General features: G+C 70.9%; 15 protein-coding genes, 1 tRNA gene and 1 pseudogene. 11 read left to right on the forward strand and 6 right to left on the reverse strand.

Annotated elements, in window-relative coordinates:
- Nucleotides 1-116: 116 nt before the first annotated feature.
- From topA to Q9R26_RS03095, 11 genes are all read left to right on the forward strand, one after another.
- Complete coding sequence (gene topA, locus Q9R26_RS03045) at nucleotides 117-2,942, forward strand: type I DNA topoisomerase (protein WP_311226503.1); 2,826 nt, start codon at nucleotides 117-119, stop codon at nucleotides 2,940-2,942.
- Nucleotides 2,939-3,574, forward strand: a complete 636-nt coding sequence (tmk, locus tag Q9R26_RS03050; RefSeq protein ID WP_311226504.1) for a dTMP kinase — start codon at nucleotides 2,939-2,941, stop codon at nucleotides 3,572-3,574. The genes topA and tmk overlap by 4 nt, the downstream gene beginning before the upstream one ends.
- 25 nt (nucleotides 3,575-3,599) lie before the next feature.
- Entirely contained in the window at nucleotides 3,600-4,742 is a 1,143-nt protein-coding gene (locus tag Q9R26_RS03055) for a DNA polymerase III subunit delta' (RefSeq protein ID WP_259579474.1), read from the forward strand.
- A 24-nt stretch (nucleotides 4,743-4,766) separates the two neighbouring features.
- A complete protein-coding gene (locus tag Q9R26_RS03060) occupies nucleotides 4,767-5,402 on the forward strand; it encodes a TetR/AcrR family transcriptional regulator (protein ID WP_182066632.1) in 636 nt (211 codons plus the stop codon).
- 44 nt (nucleotides 5,403-5,446) lie between these two features.
- A tRNA-Thr gene (locus Q9R26_RS03065) sits at nucleotides 5,447-5,519 on the forward strand.
- 181 nt (nucleotides 5,520-5,700) lie between these two features.
- Nucleotides 5,701-6,498, forward strand: coding sequence for a glycoside hydrolase family 16 protein (locus tag Q9R26_RS03070; protein ID WP_311226505.1), 798 nt, complete (start codon nucleotides 5,701-5,703; stop codon nucleotides 6,496-6,498).
- Nucleotides 6,499-6,686: 188 nt separating this feature from the next.
- Nucleotides 6,687-7,127, forward strand: coding sequence for a BLUF domain-containing protein (locus Q9R26_RS03075; protein ID WP_311226506.1), 441 nt, complete (start codon nucleotides 6,687-6,689; stop codon nucleotides 7,125-7,127).
- Nucleotides 7,128-7,179: 52 nt separating this feature from the next.
- Nucleotides 7,180-8,175 (forward strand): Gfo/Idh/MocA family oxidoreductase, encoded by a 996-nt coding sequence (locus Q9R26_RS03080; RefSeq protein ID WP_311226507.1) that lies wholly within the window; start codon nucleotides 7,180-7,182, stop codon nucleotides 8,173-8,175.
- Between the two features lie 73 nt (nucleotides 8,176-8,248).
- Nucleotides 8,249-9,760 carry a D-alanyl-D-alanine carboxypeptidase/D-alanyl-D-alanine-endopeptidase gene (gene dacB / locus Q9R26_RS03085; protein WP_311226508.1) on the forward strand — a complete coding sequence of 504 codons (1,512 nt, stop codon included), beginning with the start codon at nucleotides 8,249-8,251 and terminating at the stop codon, nucleotides 9,758-9,760.
- A gap of 23 nt (nucleotides 9,761-9,783) precedes the next feature.
- Complete coding sequence (locus Q9R26_RS03090; RefSeq protein WP_311226509.1) at nucleotides 9,784-10,404, forward strand: isochorismatase family protein; 621 nt, start codon at nucleotides 9,784-9,786, stop codon at nucleotides 10,402-10,404.
- Entirely contained in the window at nucleotides 10,401-11,906 is a 1,506-nt protein-coding gene (locus Q9R26_RS03095; protein ID WP_396136812.1) for an NAD-dependent succinate-semialdehyde dehydrogenase, read from the forward strand. The genes Q9R26_RS03090 and Q9R26_RS03095 overlap by 4 nt, the downstream gene beginning before the upstream one ends.
- Nucleotides 11,907-11,952: 46 nt before the next feature.
- On the opposite strand, the gene Q9R26_RS03100 is transcribed toward Q9R26_RS03095, so the two are convergent.
- The 6 genes and pseudogenes from Q9R26_RS03100 to Q9R26_RS03125 all read right to left on the reverse strand — a co-directional run bounded on the left by Q9R26_RS03100 (nucleotide 11,953) and on the right by Q9R26_RS03125 (nucleotide 18,163).
- Nucleotides 11,953-13,806: an ABC transporter ATP-binding protein gene (locus tag Q9R26_RS03100; protein WP_311226510.1), complete on the reverse strand. Its 1,854-nt coding sequence runs from the start codon at nucleotides 13,804-13,806 to the stop codon at nucleotides 11,953-11,955.
- A gap of 7 nt (nucleotides 13,807-13,813) precedes the next feature.
- Nucleotides 13,814-14,029: a hypothetical protein gene (locus Q9R26_RS03105; protein ID WP_027466417.1), complete on the reverse strand. Its 216-nt coding sequence runs from the start codon at nucleotides 14,027-14,029 to the stop codon at nucleotides 13,814-13,816.
- A gap of 141 nt (nucleotides 14,030-14,170) precedes the next feature.
- On the reverse strand, nucleotides 14,171-15,550 hold the full coding sequence (locus Q9R26_RS03110) for an MFS transporter (RefSeq protein WP_182066626.1): 1,380 nt from the start codon (nucleotides 15,548-15,550) through the stop codon (nucleotides 14,171-14,173).
- A 219-nt stretch (nucleotides 15,551-15,769) separates the two neighbouring features.
- Nucleotides 15,770-16,417 (reverse strand): annotated as a pseudogene (ribA, locus tag Q9R26_RS03115) (GTP cyclohydrolase II); the annotation flags it as partial.
- 11 nt (nucleotides 16,418-16,428) lie between these two features.
- Nucleotides 16,429-17,517 (reverse strand): bifunctional diaminohydroxyphosphoribosylaminopyrimidine deaminase/5-amino-6-(5-phosphoribosylamino)uracil reductase RibD, encoded by a 1,089-nt coding sequence (gene ribD, locus Q9R26_RS03120; protein WP_311226582.1) that lies wholly within the window; start codon nucleotides 17,515-17,517, stop codon nucleotides 16,429-16,431.
- Between the two features lie 91 nt (nucleotides 17,518-17,608).
- Complete coding sequence (locus Q9R26_RS03125) at nucleotides 17,609-18,163, reverse strand: GNAT family N-acetyltransferase (protein WP_311226511.1); 555 nt, start codon at nucleotides 18,161-18,163, stop codon at nucleotides 17,609-17,611.

The raw sequence follows: 18,163 nt of genomic DNA on the forward strand, positions 1-18,163 counted from the left end.
GACCCGCCCGAACACTATGTGTATGGTGTGCCTGTCGGCCCGCGGTCACCGATGTCCCGGTCGACCCGGACACGCTCGTGGACAGGGCCGATCAGCACCATCGATCAAGGAGACACGTGCCAGGCACGAAGAAGCTCGTGATCGTCGAGAGCCCTGCGAAGGCGAAGACGATCGCGCAATACCTCGGTGACGGATACGAAGTCCAGGCCTCGGTCGGACACATCCGCGACCTCGTCGAGCCGAAGAACCTGCCGGCCGAGCTCAAGAAGGGCTCCCTCGGCAAGTTCTCGGTGGATGTCGACAACGGCTTCGAGCCGTACTACGTCGTGTCCGACGCCAAGAAGAAGACCGTCTCCGAGCTGAAGCGCGCCCTCAAGGACGCCGACGAGCTCTACCTCGCAACAGATGAAGACCGCGAGGGTGAAGCGATCGCGTGGCACCTGCTGCAGGTCCTGAAGCCGAAGGTCCCCGTCAAGCGGATGGTCTTCCACGAGATCACGAAGGAGGCGATCCAGCGCGCGCAGGAGGCCACCCGTGAGCTCGACACCGCGCTCGTCGACGCGCAGGAGACCCGCCGCATCCTCGACCGTCTGTACGGGTACGAGGTCTCCCCGGTCCTGTGGCGCAAGGTCGCGCCCGGTCTGTCCGCCGGCCGTGTGCAGTCCGCCGCCACCCGCCTCGTCGTCGACCGTGAGCGCGAGCGCCTGGCCTTCGTGTCCGCCAACTACTGGGACCTCTCCGCCCGGTTCGAGAAGGCCGGCGAGTCCTCCTTCTCCGCGCGACTCGCCCGGGTCCAGGGCACCCGCGTCGCCTCCGGCCGTGACTTCGACGACCGCGGCACGCTCAGTGGTGACGTCGTCCGGCTCGACGAGGCCGCTGCCGCGTCGTTGACGACGGTCCTCGAGCGCGCCGGCGATGCCACCGTCCGCAGCGTCGACTCGAAGCCGTACACGCGGCGCCCGGCCGCGCCGTTCACCACGTCGACGCTCCAGCAGGAGGCCGCGCGCAAGCTCCGTCTGTCCCCGCGACAGACCGCTCGTGCTGCGCAGACCCTGTACGAGAACGGATACATCACCTACATCCGTACCGACTCGGTCTCGCTCTCGAAGCAGGCCATCGACGCGGCCCGCAAGCAGGCAGCGGACCTGTACGGCTCGGTCACCGTGCCCGACAAGCCCCGCCTGTACGCGAGCAAGAGCAAGAACGCGCAAGAGGCGCACGAGGCGATCCGTCCCGCCGGCGACTCCTTCCGCACCCCGCAGGACCTGCAGGGCACCCTGACCGGTGTCGAGTGGCGCCTCTACGACCTCATCTGGAAGCGCACCATCGCGTCCCAGATGGCGGACGCCAAGGGTTCGACCGCGTCGATCGTGCTCGGCATCTCCTCCACCGAGTCGGTCGAGGGCATCGCCGCGACCGCGAACGGCACGGACGCCGAGTTCACCGCCTCCGGCACCGTCATCACCTTCCGTGGCTTCCTCAGCGCCTACGAAGAAGGCCGTGACGAGGACCGCCACGAGTCCTCCGAGCGTGCCGGTCAGGACGTCGCCCTGCCGAACGTGGCCCAGGGCGAGCACCTCACGGTCACCGACGTCGAGGCGAAGGGGCACGACACCACCCCGCCGCCGCGCTTCACCGAGGCGAGCCTCATCAAGACGCTCGAAGAGCTGGGGATCGGGCGCCCGTCGACCTACCCCACGATCAGCCCGACGATCATCGACCGCGGCTACGTCTCGCTCCGCGGCACGCAGCTGGTGCCGAACTGGATCGCGTTCAGCGTGGTGCGCCTGCTCGAGGAGTACTTCGGCGAGCTCGTGGAGTACGACTTCACCGCCGAGATGGAAGAAGACCTCGACCGCATCGCCCGCGGCGATGCGGACCGGGTGGACTGGCTCAAGGGCTTCTACTTCGGTGGCGGCGACGACGACCAGCGCGGCCTGCGGACCGTCATCGACAACCTCGGTGAGATCGACGCCCGCGAGATCAACTCGGTCGAGCTCGCTCCGGGCCTCACGCTCCGGATCGGTCGGTACGGCCCCTACATCGAGGTGCCGAGCGACGACCCCGAGAAGCCGCGGCGCGTGAACGTGCCCGAGGACCTCGCTCCCGACGAGCTGACCGTCGAGAAGGCGAAGGAACTCGTCGACGCCCCGGTGATCGGCGACCGCGTCGTCGGGATCAACCCGGAGACCGGCAAGGAGGTCCTGGCGAAGGACGGCCGCTTCGGCCCCTACGTCACGGAGCGCACCCCGGAGCCCGAACCCATCGTGGACCCGAAGACCGGCGAGGTCGTCGAGGCGCCCGCAGCGGCAGAGGCCCCGGCGGCTGGATCAGCTGCTGCGACCGCGACGAGCGAGACGGCGACCGCGACCGCGAAGAAGGCCCCCGCCAAGAAGGCGCCTGCGAAGAAGACGACGAAGAAGGCCGTGGCGCCGAAGGAACGCACCGCTTCGCTCTTCAAGTCGATGGACCCGCAGACCGTCGACCTCGAGACCGCGCTGAAGCTCCTCGACCTTCCGCGCGTCGTGGGCCAGGACCCGGAGACGGGCAACGACATCACGGCACAGAACGGCCGGTACGGTCCGTACCTGAAGAAGGGGACCGACACCCGGACCCTGCCCGGTGAGGACGCGATCTTCGACATCGACCTGCCCGGTGCACTCGAGCTGTTCGCGCAGCCGAAGTACGGCGGCAACCGCACCGCGAGCGCCGCGCTCAAGGAGTTCGACGCCGACCCGGTGTCCGGCAAGCCGATCAAGATGAAGGACGGCCGGTTCGGCCCGTACGTCACCGACGGCGAGACGAACGCGACCATCCCGAAGGGCGAGGACGTCGAGGCCGTCGACCACGCCCGCGCGGTCCAGCTCATCGCCGACAAGCGCGCCAAGGGGCCGGTCAAGAAGAAGACCCCGGCTCGTCGGACGGCGGCCAAGAAGAAGTGACCGGTTGCTTCATCACGCTCGAGGGTGGCGACGGCGCGGGCAAGACGACCCAGGCGGAGCTGCTCTCGGCGTGGCTCGGTGCGCACGGTCGGACCGTGGTCCGCACCCGCGAGCCCGGCGGCACCGACCTCGGTGTCCAGATCCGGCAGATGGTCCTGCACGAGCGGGGCCACGTCGCGCCCCGTGCCGAGGCGCTGCTGTACGCGGCCGACCGTGCCCAGCACGTCGAGACTGTCGTGCGTCCGGCGATCGCACGCGGCGAGGTCGTCCTGCAGGACCGCTACATCGACTCGTCCGTCGCCTACCAGGGCGTCGCGCGCGGGCTCGGCGCCGAGCAGGTCCGCTCCGTGTCGGAGTGGGCAGTGGACGGTCTGGCACCGGACCTCACGATCCTGCTCGACCTCGACGTCACCGTCGGCCGCGCCCGGGTGGCCGCGGCACGGGGTGACACCTTCGACCGTCTCGAGTCCGAGGCCGCGGCGTTCCACGAGTCCGTGCGTCAGGCCTTCCTCGCGATGGCCGAGGCCGAGCCGGCGCGCTTCCTGGTGGTCGACGCCTCGGCCCCGACCGACACCGTGCAGGACGTGGTCCGTCGAGCGGTCGCCCCGCTCGTCGGGATCGACCGGGCATGACGGTGGTCACTGACAGGATGGTGCCGTGAGCGTGTGGGACGGCCTGACCGGGCAGGAAGAAGCGGTCGCGTCGCTGCGCAACGCGGCCGAGTCGACCGACGGCACCGGCGGCATGACCCACTCGTGGCTCATCACCGGTCCGCCCGGGTCGGGGCGTTCCAACGTGGCGACCGCCTTCGCCGCGGCGCTCGTCGGCAACGGCCCCGATGACGACCACACCCTGCGGCAGATCACCGCGAAGACCCACCCCGACGTCTCGGTGCTCACGACCCAGCGCGTGATCATCACGATCGACGAGATCCGGCAGCTCGTCACCTCGTCGTACTACTCGCCGTCGGTCGGGCGCTACCGCGTCGTCATCATCGAGGACGCCGACCGCATGACCGAGCGCACCTCGAACCTGCTGCTCAAGGCGCTCGAGGAACCCCCGGAGCGCACGGTGTGGATCCTCTGCGCCCCGAGTGAGGCCGACCTGTTGCCGACGATCCGGTCCCGCGTCCGCTCGGTCCGCCTGCGCGTGCCCGGCATCGAGTCCGTCGCCGACCTCCTCGTCGCCCGGACCGGCGTCGACCGTGCCCTCGCGATGGACGCCGCTCGTCAGGCACAGAGCCACATCGGCATGGCACAGCGCCTGGCCACGAGCGAGCCAGCACGTGATCGTCGCCGCCGGACCCTGACGACCGTGCTCGGCGTGCGGAGCGTGGGTGACGCCGTCATGGCGGCCGCCGAGCTCCTCGCCGTCGCCGACGAGGACGCCAAGTCCATCACCGAGCAGCGCGACTCCGAAGAGCGCGACGCGGCCCTCCGCTCGCTCGGGGTCGAACCGGGCGGGACGATCCCGCCGGCGCTCCGGTCGCAGCTCCGTGCCCTCGAGGACGACCAGAAACGCCGGGCGACCCGCAGCCTGCGCGACGGCCTCGACCGGATCCTGGTCGACGTCTCGTCCCTGTACCGCGACCTGCTCCTGCTGGGGCTCGGCGCCCCGGCGGAACCGGTCAACCTGTCCATGCGGGACCAGCTCGAGCACGCGCTGCCGACGACACCGCCCGCTGCCGCGCTCGAGGTCCTCGACGCCGTCGCCCTGGCGCGCCAGCGGATCGCGGCGAACGTGGCGGCACTCCTGGCACTCGAAGCACTGCTCGTCACCATCGCCCGAGCCCGCCGCTGAAGCCCGGCGTGCGACAATCACGGCATGCCCGACGCTGAACCCGGCCTGCGCGAACGGAAGCGCCGCGCCACCCGGCGCGCCATCCAGCAGGCTGCGCTCCGGATCGCCATCGAGGACGGCCTCGGCGCGGTCACGGTGGACGAGATCTCCCGGCGGGCGGACGTCTCGCCCCGGACGTTCTTCAACTACTTCCCGAGCAAGGAGCAGGCGATCCTCGGGGACGACCCGCGGCTCCCGGACGACGCTGCGCTGCAGGCATTCGTCGACGGTGGTCCGAGCGGTGACCTGCTCGCGGACATCGGCACGCTGCTCGTGCACTCCACGCGCGAACTGATCGAGGAGCGCGGGCTCATCGAGGAGCGGCAGCAGGTCCTCCGCGCGAACCCGGAGCTGTTCAGTCGTCGCATGGCGTCCATGAAGGAGTTCCAGGCGGAGCTGCAGGCGGCCGTCGCGCGCCGGCTCGAACACGCCGACCCGGAGCTCGCCGCCGACGCCGAGGCACTCCGCCGCCGCGCGGGTCTCGCGGCCATCGTCGCCCTCGCCGCCCTGCGCCACGCATGGTGGGAATGGTCGGGTTCCGAAGCCGGAACACACCTGGTGGACGAGCTCGAACGGTCCTTCTCCGAGCTCGGCGTGCTGGTTTCGCGTTCACTCGTCTGAACCTGTATAGTCATTGCTCGTGCCACTCCGGACATGGGGTGTGCGCCGCCTTAGCTCAGTCGGTAGAGCGATTCACTCGTAATGAATAGGTCGTCGGTTCGATTCCGACAGGCGGCTCCGTGAACACCCCGGTCAGACCCACTCGATGTGGCTCTGACCGGGGTTTTCGTATTCCGGACGAAACCCGTGTCCCTCGCCCGAGGGGCAGACGTCGGGCGTGTTCGCGGGCTAGCCTTGTCCGCGATACGGGGGACATGATGACCGACCACCAGCCCAGCGCTCCACCGGCGGTGACGCCGTGCTGAAGCGCGTCCTGGTCATCGTCGTGGTCGCTGCCACCGCCGGAGCCCTGGCGGTCACCGCGGCAGCCGTGCCCGAGTCCCGTGCCACGTCCGCCTCGACCTCGTCGCCGAGCACCGGTTCGTCCGCGACCCCGACGGCGTCCGCGACCGGTCCCGCGTACTTGGCGGACCGCGAGCCGACCTTCTCCGAGGACTTCGACACCCCGGCAGCAGCCGGCGGCCCCTTCGCGGAGACGTACCGGAACTCGTGGCAGCCGTACCCCGACGGCACGGGCGGCAAGTACTACTCGGACAAGCTCATCAGCGCTCACGACGGCTACCTGGACGTCTCGATGGACGGGAAGCACGGCGCTGCCGGGACGTTCGGTACGCCCACCGGTGCCTGGTCGCACGTCGGCGGCACCTTCAGCATCCGTGCGCGGGCGACCGGTGGGGACGGCAACGGGATCGCGGTCATGCTCTGGCCGACGTCGAACGCGTGGGCGGACGGCGAGCTGAACTACCCGGAGGGGCAGTTCGACGGCTCACCGCGCGTCTTCCACCACTCGATGCTCCAGGGGCTCGAGAAGCGGACCGAGCACTACAACACCCGGGTGTCCTGGAACGACTGGCACACCTACACGACCGAGTGGGTGCCGGGGAAGATCATCCGGTACTACCTCGACGGCAAGCTGGTGTTCACGGTGCCGCGCAACGTGCCCACCACCCCGCACCGCTACATGTTCCAGATCGGCAACTGGGGCGACCCGGGGCACGTGCAGATCGACTGGGTCCGTACTTACGACACGGAGTGACCAAACCCCCCGGACGGGGGCTCCGAATCAGTCCGGTCGTACGACCCGACACCCGTGTGCTCGCGTCGATGACCCGAACCTCGACGCGGGTGCGCGGGCGGGAACGATCCCCGTTCTGGGGCTGCCCGACGGCGTCGGCGCGGTCCACGATGAGAGAGAACCCGTTCCGTCGTCACCGAGAGGTCGTCATGCTGCTGTCCCTGGTCTACATGAGCGCAGCGAACGAGGTGTTCGACCAGGAGCGGCTCGACGCACTGCTCGAGCACGCACGGGTCCGCAACACCGCATCCGGCCTGTCCGGTCTGCTCGTCTACAAGGACGGCCGGTTCATGCAGCTGCTCGAGGGCCCCGAGGCGGCCGTGCTCGAGACGTACCAGCGCATCATCGACGACCCGCGGCACACCGACGTCGGTCTGCTGGTCGAGGAGCGCATCCACACCCGCCGTTTCGGCGAGTGGAAGATGGCGTTCCACCGGGAGGCCGAAGCCGACCTGCCCGACGGCTTCGACTCGTTCCTCGCCAAGGGGGACGCGAGCGCCGACACGAGCCGTGCCCGTGAGCTCCTGCGCTGGTTCCGGAACCACCCGATGGCCGCCCCGGACGCCGCGCTCGGCAAGCACCGCCGCTGACGCCCCGAGGCAGGCCCCGCCACGGCCCACCCCGCCCTGGTAGACAGGACCCATGACGGTTCGCTGGGGAGTCATCGGCACAGGCGGCATCGCGCGGTCCTTCGTGGGTGACTGCACCACGGCCGGCATCGTGTTCACCGCCGTGGGCAGCCGCACCCGCGAACACGCCGAGGCCTTCGCCGCCGAGTTCGGCATCGACCGGGCACACGGTTCCTACGAGGACCTGGTGGCGGACGACGATGTCGACGCGGTCTACGTCGCGACCCCGCACGTCCGGCACGCCGAGGACGCCCTGCTCGCGATCCGGGCGGGCAAGCACGTCCTGGTCGAGAAGGCCTTCACGATGACCGCGGACGAGGCCCGTACGGTCATCGACGCGGCTCGGCACGCGGGCGTCGCGGTGATGGAAGCGATGTGGACCCGCTTCCTGCCGCAGATGGCGATGATCCGCGAGGTCGTCGCCGAGGGCCGGATCGGCCGCCCGGTGGTCGTCGAGGCGACCCACCACCAGGCCCTCCCGACGGACCCCGACCACCGGTTGCGCGACCCGGCACTCGGCGGGGGAGCGCTGCTCGACCTCGGGATCTACCCCGTGTCCTTCGCGGTGGACGTGCTGGGGGTGCCGACCGCGCTCGTCGCGGCGGGCACGCTGAGCGAGCAGGGCGTCGACGAGCAGATGGGCCTGGTCATGACGCACGAGGGCGGTGCGCAGTCGATGATCCACTTCGGGATGGACCTGCGGAGCCCGAACACCGCGGCGATCATCGGCGAGACCGGCCGCATCGACCTCGACTCCACCTGGTACACGCCGACCACCTGGCGGATCCGTGACCGCGACGGTGCCGTGGTCGAGGAGTTCGACGGCCGCGAGGAGCTCGCCGGCTACGGACACGAGGCCCGCGCCTTCGAGACGATGATCATGTCGGGCCGCCACGACGGCGGCCCGATGGACCCGGACGAGACCGTTGCGATCATGGCGGTGCTGGACGAGGCACGACGCCAGGTCGGGGTCCGGTACCCGGCCGACGGTCCGGTCACGGCTCCCTGACCCGGCTCCCGTCCGCAACGGATCCCGGATCCGGCCTGGAGGCTCCTGCCGCAGTTCCGTAGGATCGGTCGCGATGTCCGAGCAGCAGCCCACCCCGCGTTCCGTCCCGGAGCGGTTCCGCGCCGCCGTCACCGCGGTGCGCGCCTCCGCTGCACGACGCCCGGTCCCATGGATCGCCGGTGGTCTCGCGGCGCTGCTGGTGGTCGGTTCCGGTGGGGCCGTCGCCGTCGCGGCGGCCACGACCCCGGACTCCCGGACCGCTGCGGCGCCGAGCCCGACCCGGACCGCGTCCTCGGCTCCGGACCGGACGCCCACCACGAAGCGCCCGACGACGAAGCCGTCCCCCACCCCGACCGCCGATGCCCGCGCGGTGCCGGACGACCTCGCCGGTCCGTCCGCGCTCCGGACCTGCTCGATCGCGACGGCTGCGTCGGCGAGCGGCCTGGGCGACTTCGAGGGGTACGTGATGGACGCGAAGACGGGCAAGGTCCTGTTCTCCGAGCACGGCGAGCGGGCCGCCCAGACCGGCAGCGTCATGAAGACCCTGACTTCGGCGACCGCGCTCTCGGTACTCGGGGGCGATCACCGCATCCCGACGACCGTCGCACGGGAGTCCGCGAACACCGTCGCCCTGGTCGGCCACGGTGACGCGACGCTGTCCGCCGGCGGCGGCACGGTGTACCCGGGTGCCCCGACCCTCGCCCAGCTCGCGCAGCAGGTGAAGGCGAAGGTCGGTGACACCCCGGTCACCACGATCGTCACCGACGACTCGTACTGGAGCGACGCCGACGCCTGGGACCCCACGTGGCCGGTGTCCGAGCGCACCATCGGGTACCAGCCGGAGGTCACGGCGCTCATGGTCGACGGTGACCGGGCGAACCCCGCAGCGGCGACCTCGCCCCGGTCGGAGGACCCGGTCGGACGCGCCGGCATCGCGTTCCGCACGGCACTGGCGAACGCGGGCGTCGCGGGCGCCGGGTCCGCGCAGATCGTCAAGCGGGCGACCACCGGCACCGAGACGATCGCCACGGTGTCGTCGCAGCCGGTGTCGACGCTCATCGGGCAGATGATCCCGAACTCGGACAACACCCTGGCCGAGATGCTCGCCCGGGTGTCCTCGAAGGAGTCCGGCTCGAACGGCTCCGCGGCGTCGCTGTCGTCCGTGTACCAGTCGGCACTGCGCTCCTACGGCCTCGACCCGGCCGGCATCGTCATCAAGGACGGCTCGGGCGAGAGCGCCTCGAACGCCGTGTCGCCGGAGTTCGTCGCGCACCTCATGGTGCAGGTCGCCTCCGGCGCGAAGGGCCTCGGCACGCTCGCGAACGCCCTGCCGGTGTCCGGCCAGTCCGGCACCCTGGCCAGCCGGTTCACCGGCGCGAACGCGGTCGCCCGCGGCAAGGTGCACGCGAAGACCGGCTGGATCGACAGCGCGAACACCCTCGGCGGCTACATCGACGCCGCCGACGGGTCGCGGCTGACCTTCGCCTTCTACGCCATCGGTTCGCCGCGTGCGGCGGCACTGCCGGCGCTCGACGCGGTGACCGCCGCGACCTACTCGTGCGGGAGCAAGCTCACCGGCTCCTGAGCCGACGGGTGTTGAATGGACCCATGGCAAGAGCACTGCTCGTCGTGGACGTCCAGAACGACTTCACCGAGGGCGGTGCGCTCGCGGTCACCGGGGGAGCGGCGCTCGCGGAGCGCATCACCGCGTTCCTCGGTCGGCACGGGGACGAGTACGACCTGATCGTGGCGTCCCGCGACTGGCACCACGGCGACGACGACAACGGCGGACACTTCGCCGGACCCGAAGGACCCGACTTCGTCGACACCTGGCCGGTGCACTGCGTCGCCGGCACACCCGGCGCCGATTACCACCCCGATCTCGACACCGCACTGATCGACGTCGACGTCCTCAAGGGACAGGGGACGCCGGACTACTCGGCGTTCCAGGCCCGGACCGAGACGGGCGTCCCGCTGGCCGAGGTGCTCGCCGAGCGCCGCGTGCACACGATCGACGTCGTCGGCATCGCGACCGACCACTGCGTCCGAGCCTCGGCGCTCGACGCCCGTGCCGCGGGCCTCGACGTCGCCGTCTACGAGGACCTGGTGGCCGGTGTCGACGCCGAGCGCAGCGCCCGGGCGCTCGAAGAGATCCGGGCGGCCGGCGGACACGTCGACCGCAGCGACATGGACGAGGGCCTCGCGAACCCAGGAGGAGCACGACTGTGACCGACACCACCACGAACGAGACCACCACCACCGTCGCCGACGAACACGTCCGCATCGAGGGCGTCCCCACCGGACTCTTCATCGGCGGCACCTGGCGTGCCTCGTCGAGCGCTTCCACGTTCGCCGTGCACGACCCGTCGACCGGTGCCGTCCTGGCCGAGGTCGCCGACGCCACCCCCGAGGACGGCATCGCCGCCCTCGACGCCGCCGCCGAGGCGCAGGCGTCGTGGGCAGCGACGGCCCCGCGCACGCGCTCGGACATCCTGCGCCGGGCCTTCGACCTGGTGCACGAGCACGCCGACGACCTCGCGGCCCTGATGTCGCTCGAGATGGGCAAGCCGCTGGCCGAGGCCCGCGGCGAGGTCGTGTACGGCGGCGAGTTCCTCCGGTGGTTCTCGGAGGAAGCGGTGCGCATCACCGGCGACTACCGCACGAACCCGGAAGGCACGGGCCGCGCGATCGTGCTGAAGCGTCCGGTCGGCCCCGTCTACGCGATCACGCCGTGGAACTTCCCGCTCGCGATGGCGACCCGGAAGATCGGACCGGCCCTGGCCGCCGGTTGCACGGTGGTCGCGAAGCCGGCCGACCTCACCCCGCTGACGACCCTGTTCCTGGTCGAGCTGTTCCGCCGTGCCGGGCTGCCGGACGGCGTGCTCAACGTGATCCCGTCGAGTGACGCCAAGGGACTGTCCGAGCCGATCATCGCCGACCCGCGCCTGCGCAAGCTCACGTTCACCGGTTCGACACCGGTCGGTTCGGCGCTCCTCAAGCAGGCGGCGGACAACGTGCTCAAGACGAGCATGGAGCTCGGCGGCAACGCTCCGCTGCTCGTGTTCGACGACGCCCACCTCGACGAGGCGGTGGACGCGGCGATGCTCGCGAAGTTCCGCAACACGGGAGAGGCCTGCACCGCCGCGAACCGGTTCTTCGTGCAGGACGGCATCGCCGACGCGTTCGTCACGGCCCTCACCGCGAAGGTGGATGCCCTGCGCGTCGGTCGGGGCACCGAGGACGGCACGACGCTCGGACCGCTCATCGACGACCGCGCCGTGGACAAGGCCGCCTCGCTCGTCGACGACGCCCTCGGCCGCGGTGCCCGACTCGTGACCGGCGGGCACCGGATCGACCGCCCGGGCACGTTCTACGAGCCCACGGTGATCGACGACGTGCAGCCCGGCTCGGAGATCATGACGACGGAGATCTTCGGTCCGGTCGCCTCGGTGACGCGCTTCAGCACGGAGGACGAGGGGATCCGGCTCGCGAACGACACCGAGTACGGGCTCATCTCCTACGCCTTCACGACCGACTTCCGCCGTGGCCAGCGGCTCGCCGAGCGTCTTGAGACGGGCATGCTCGGGCTGAACACGGGCGTCGTCTCGAACGCAGCGTTCCCGTTCGGCGGCGTGAAGTCCTCCGGCCTCGGTCGCGAGGGCTCGCACGAGGGCATCGAGGAGTACCTCGAAACCGTCTACGTGCTGACGCCGGACCCCTTCGCCGCCTGAGCCTGGATCGACGGTACGGCCGCGGTGCACGCGGCCGTACCGTCACTCACACGAGCAGCTGGTGCTTCGCCAGGTCGCGGTAGAGCGGCGTCGACTCCACGAGCTCGGAGTGCGTGCCGCTGCCGACCACCCGGCCGTGCTCGAGGACGACGATCACGTCGGAGTCGACCACCGTCGACAACCGGTGCGCGATCACGAGCAGGGTGCGGTCCTCGGCGACGGCGTCGATCGCGAGCCGCATCTTCTGCTCGTTGACCCCGTCGAGTGACGACGTCGACTCGTCGAGCAGCAGGATCGGGGGAGCGGCGAGCAGCGCGCGGGCGATGGCCAGGCGCTGCCGTTCGCCACCGGAGAGCATCACGCCGTCCTCACCGACCTGCGCGTCGAGACCACGGGGATCGCGGTGCAGGACCTCGCCGAGGTTGACCGCCTCGAGCACCCGGACGCAGTCGTCCTCGGTGGCGTTCGGTGACCCGAGCAGCAGGTTGGCACGGATCGTGCCGGCGAGCACGGGCGCGTCCTGCTCGACGTAGCCGATCTGGGCACGCAGCTCGTCGCGGTCCATGCCACGGACGTCGATGCCGCCCAGGCGGATCACGCCGTCGGTGGGGTCGTAGAACCGCTCGATCAGCGCGAGCGTCGTCGACTTGCCGGCACCGGACGGGCCGACGAGTGCCACGCGCGAGCCGCGGGGCACCCGGAACGACACGTCGTGGAGCACCACGTCGTCAGCCGAGCGCTCGTCGTCGACGTGATCCGGGCCTCCTGGACGGTCCGCGGGGTCGGACGCGACCGCGCCGTCGGCACCCGAGGCGTCCGCCTGGGCGCGGTACCGGAACGACACGTGCTCGAACGCGATGGCGTCGTCGGTGGCGACCGCCGTGGCGGGCCGGACCGACTCGTCGTCCTGCGACTCGGTCGGCAGGTGCAGGATCTCCTCGATCCGGCCGAGCGCGCCGAGCGCCTGGGCGACGGCGACGGCTGCGCCCATCGCCTGGCCGAGCGGCATGATCATCATGAAGAGCAACAGGATGAACGTGATGAGCGTCGCGATGGTGATGGTGCCGGCCGCGACCTGTGCCCCGCCGACGCCCAGGACGGCGATGAACGCGACCTGCATGACGATGCTCGCGACGGGGACCACGAAGGCGGACATCTTGGCGATGTCGAGGCCGCGCTTGTACGCCTCGGTCGCGTGGCCGTCGACCTCGCGCACCTCGCGCTCGGTGGCGCCGGCCGCACGGATGGTGCGGACCGCGCCGATCCCGCGTTCGACCGCTGCGGTGAGGTCGCCGACCTTCTCCTGCGCACGCTTCGAGGCGACCCGGATGCGACGGCTCAACCCGCCGACGACGACGATGGCGATCAGGACGATCACGATCACGATGCCGAGCAGCAGGGGGTCGATGATCGCCATCGCGACGATGGCGCCGATGAACGTGAGTGCGCCGCCGATCGACTCGATCAGTCCCTGGGTCAGGACGGCCCGCAGGAGCGTGGTGTCGCTGCCGACACGGGACACCAGGTCACCGGTCCGGCGGGTGTCGAACTCCGAGATCGGCAGGTTGAGGATGCGGGCGATGAGCTTGCGGCGGGTGGAGAGCACGACGCCCTCGCCCGCGCGCTGCAGCAGGAAGTGCTGCACACCGTTCAGCACCCCGGCGACGATGACGAGCCCGACCAGCAGCCACACGAGCGTGCTCAGGGTGTTGCCCTGCTGCACCGCGGTGATGACCTGGTTGACCAGGAGCGGCTGCGCGAGCGAGGCCCCCGCGCCGAGGACGCTCAGCACGATGATCACGACCATCGCGGGCTTGTTCTCGAACAGGTAGGACAGCAGGCGACCGAACGTGGCGCGGGGGCCGTCGGAAGTCTTCGGACGTGCGAAGGGGAAGCTCATCGTGTTCCTAGTTTCTGCCGTACTTCTTGTGCACTGCCTGTCGGCTGACACCGAGCAGCGTTGCGATCTCCTGCCACGAGGCGCCGGCGGTGCGGGCACGTCGCGCGGCGAGCTCTTCGGTCCGGTCGAGCTCACGGCGCAGTTCCCGCACGTTGGCGAGGGCGGAGAACGGGTCGTCCCCCGATGCTCCGGCCGCGAGGCTCGTGATGGTCGGTCGGTCCATGCCTGTCAACCTACATTGACGCGACGACATACGTCAACCTGCGTTGACGGCGCGAGCCGCGCAGTGGGGCCGCGCACACGACGGACGGGAGGCCCGGTGCCAGCTGGCACCGGGCCTCCCGTCCCGCGGATGCGTCGCCGATCAGGCGTCGGCGATGTCCTTCGACTTGGTCTCGCGCACGAAGAGCAGCGCGACCAGCGTCACGACCGCGGCGATCGTCAGGTACAGGCCGACCAGGAAGATGTCGCCGTCCGGCTTCCAGAGCGCCAACGCGATGGTCGGGGCGAGCGACGCACCGAGGATCGAGGCGACGTTGTAGGCGATGGCCGAGCCGGTGTACCGGACGTTCGTCGGGAACAGCTCAGGCAGCAGCGCACCCATCGGACCGAAGGTCAGCCCCATCAGCGAGAGCCCGACGATGAGGAACGTCACCACGGTGATCGGCCCGCTCGACGCCGCGAACCAGAACTGGAACGTCAGGCCGAACAGCGCGATGCCGATCGTGGTCGGGATGAGGGTCCTGCGGCGGCCGAACCTGTCGGCGAGCAGCCCGGCGATCGGCGTGAAGATGCCGAAGAACACGACGCCGATCATGAGCAGGGTCAGGAACTCGCCACGGGTGTAGCCGAGGCCGACCTTCGGGACGAGTGCGCTCGCCTCGGCACCGGTCGTGCCGTACGACAGGGTGAACGTCGTCATGAAGTAGAAGAGCACGTAGGTGGCGACCATGCCGAACGTGCCGACGATGACGGCCCGCCACGAGGTGCGGAACACGCGACCGAGCGGGACCTTCGCGACCGTGCCGGACTCCTGCACGCCACGGAACACCGGCGACTCGACGAGCTTGAAGCGCACGTAGAGGCCGATGACGACGAGCACGGCGGAGAGCAGGAACGGGATGCGCCAGCCCCACGCCTGGAAGTCGGCGTTCGGGGTGCCGTCGGCGCCGGCGGGCATCGCCGCGTTGATCGCGATGAACAGGCCGTTCGCGAGCAGGAAGCCGATCGGGGCACCGAGCTGCGGCATCGAGCCGAACACGCCGCGCTTGCCCTTCGGTGCGTTCTCGGTCGCGAGCAGGGCCGCACCCGACCACTCGCCGCCGAGCCCGACACCCTGGGCGAAGCGCATCACGGCGAGCAGGATCGGGGCCCAGACGCCGATGGTGTCGAACGTGGGCAGGCAGCCGATCAGGAACGTGGCGGTGCCCATCACGAGCAGCGACGCGACGAGGGTGGTCTTGCGGCCGATCCGGTCACCGAAGTGCCCGAATATGATCGACCCGACCGGCCGGGCGAAGAACGCCAGGGCGAAGGTGACGAAGGACGACAGCTGCGAGGCCGTGGGGTCCTCGTTCGGGAAGAACAGCGTCGGGAAGACGAGCACCGCGGCGGTCGCGTAGACGTAGAAGTCGTAGAACTCGATCGACGTGCCGACGAGGCTCGCGATGACGACGCGGGAGCGCGGGTTGCCGGCGGGTGCCGGAGCGGAGGTGGGGGTTGCGGGTGCCGGGGCGGCGGTCATGACAGGGCGGGGTCTTCCGTGCTGCGTGCTCCGGACAGGGAGCACGAGGATCCGAAACGGCGGACACCGATCGGTTCGCGCGGGGTGGCGCGGGCACCGGTCGGGTGCGTTCGGCTGAGGGGGACCGCTTGTGACGGAAGCCCGATCATACGACAGATGTCGTCTGCCTGCGAATCAGCCCAGAGTCAGCTGGCCGCGGCATCGGTCGCCCACGCGCGCTCAGGCGCCCGCGCCGGCCCCCGCTTCGAGGTGCTCGGGCAGCTGGTGGCCCATCCGGTCGCGCTTGGTGTCGAGGTACCCGGCGTTCTGCGCGGAGATGCCGACGACGAGTGGCACGAGGGAATCGACGGTGATGCCGTGCTCCTCGAGCTGGCGCCGCTTCTCCGGGTTGTTCGACAGCAGCCGGACGCGGGTGATGCCGAGGTCGGCGAGGATGCCCGCGGCGCCGCCGTAGGCACGGGAGTCGGCGGGCAGTCCGAGCGCGAGGTTGGCGTCGAGGGTGTCGAGGCCGTCCTCTTGCAGGCGGTACGCCTTGAGCTTGTTGATGAGGCCAATGCCGCGGCCCTCCTGCCCGCGCAGGTAGACGACCACGCCGCCCTCGGCCGCGATCGTGTCGAGCGCGGCGTCGAGCTGGGGGCCGCACTCGCACTTCAGCGACCCGAAGGCCTCACCGGTCAGGCACTCGGAGTGCACCCGGACGAGCGCGCCGTCGGTGGGCATCGAGCCGTCCGGCAGAGTGCCGATGATCGCGACGTGCTCCGCGCTCGTCACGAGGTCGCGGTAGGCGCGCATCTGGAACGTGCCGTGGGTGGTCGGCACGTTCGTCGACACCTCGAACTTGACCGGGCTCCCCGGCGTGGGCGAGGTCAGCGCATCGGTCATGGGGTGCTCCGGTCGTTCGTGGGCCCGTCGTTCCCGAGCCCGGGTGTCGCGTCGTGCTGCTGCTGGGGGTCGTGCTGGTGCTGGTCCTGGTTCTGGGGATGCTGCGGTCGGGCTCGGACCAGCAGGTCGGGGCCGAGGCTGGTGGTCGATAGTACGTCCAACCGCCGACGGTCGGAGATGCTTCCCACGCCCAGGTCGTCGAGGGCGACACGGGGCCCGCCGAGCAGCACCGGGGCGATGTACACGAGGTACTCGTCGACGAGTCCGGCGGCGATGAGCGCCGACGCGACCGTGGGGCCACCCTCGACCAACACCGAGTGCACGCCGTGCCCGCGCAGTGCGCCGAGCGAGGTGGCCAGGTCGTGCCCGGGCAGGGACACGAGCCCGCGCGGGTGCCGACGGACCGCGGCGTCGGCCGGCACCGGGCGGTCACCGAGCACCACGGCGAGCGGCTGGTCGGCGAGCAGTTCGCCGGCATCCCCGCGCGCGGTCAGGCTCGGGTCGTCGGCCAGGACGGTGCCGGTGCCGACGAGGATCGCATCGTGGGCGGCACGCTGTTCGTGCACGTGCTGCCGTGCGGCGGCGCCCGTGATCCACTTGCTCGTGCCGTCGGCGGCGGCCGCGCGCCCGTCCAGGCTGGACGCCCACTTGACGGTGACCCACGGCCGGCCGAGCCGGACCGAGAGCAGCCACCGCTCGAGGAACGCCTCGGCCTGGTCGGCCAGGACCCCGGAGACGACCTGGACCCCGGCGGCACGGAGTCGATCGGCGCCGCCGTGCACGTCGGCGCCGGGATCGTCGATCGCGTAGACGACCCGGGCGATCCCCGCGTCGAGCAGTGCCACGGCGCACGGTCCGGTGCGGCCGACGTGGTTGCAGGGTTCGAGGGTGACGACCGCCGTTGCACCGCGCAGCAGTGCCGGGTCGACCTTGGCCATCGCGTCGACCTCGGCGTGCGGGGTGCCGGCGCCCTTGTGCCAGCCTTCGGCGAGGACCTCGCCGGTGGGGGAGAGGATCACGGCGCCGACGCGGGCATGGTCGCCGACGACGGGGCCGAGGGCCGCGAGTTCGAGTCCGCGGCGCATCGCCCGGACCTCGGTGGGTCGTGCCGTGTCGCTCACGGGCCGAGCCTACCGGCGGTGGTTGGGTGACACGTCACCACGGTTGTGAGCGCGTTCAGGCGCTGGGCCAGGGGAGCTCGGAGGCAGGAGCACCGTCGGCGCGTCGCAGTGCGGTCCACGCCGTGGTCGGGCCGCCGTCGCGATCCGGGACCCGGGCCGCGCCGAGGCCGGTGAACGAGAACCCGGCCCCACGGGCGACGGCCGCCGAGGCCGTGTTGCCCTCGTAGCACTCCCAGTAGACGTCCGGCGCGCCCTGCTCGAACGCCCAGTCGACGACGAGCCGGACGGCGTCGTGCATGAGTCCGGCACCGCGCGCGGTCGGTGCGAGCCAGAACCCGAGGTCACGACCGGCGGTGCGGTAGCTGATGATGCCCGCGAGCCACGTCGAACCGGCCGGTCGGATCGCCCAGGTGTACTCGCGGTCCGAGGCCCACCCCGGTCCGACCAGGGCGTCGACGAAGGTCCGGGCGTCCTGCTCGCGGTACGGCGTCGGCACCGTCGTCCACCGGACGATCTCCGGGTCCTGGCAGGCCTCGGTGATCGCCGCGGTGTCGGCGCGGGTGGGCAGGTCGAGCCGGACCCGCGCGGACTCCAGGGTGACGGGCTGCAC

The sequence above is a fragment of the Curtobacterium sp. BRB10 genome, from assembly GCF_031844325.1.
Classification (GTDB): Bacteria; Actinomycetota; Actinomycetes; order Actinomycetales; family Microbacteriaceae; genus Curtobacterium; species Curtobacterium poinsettiae_A.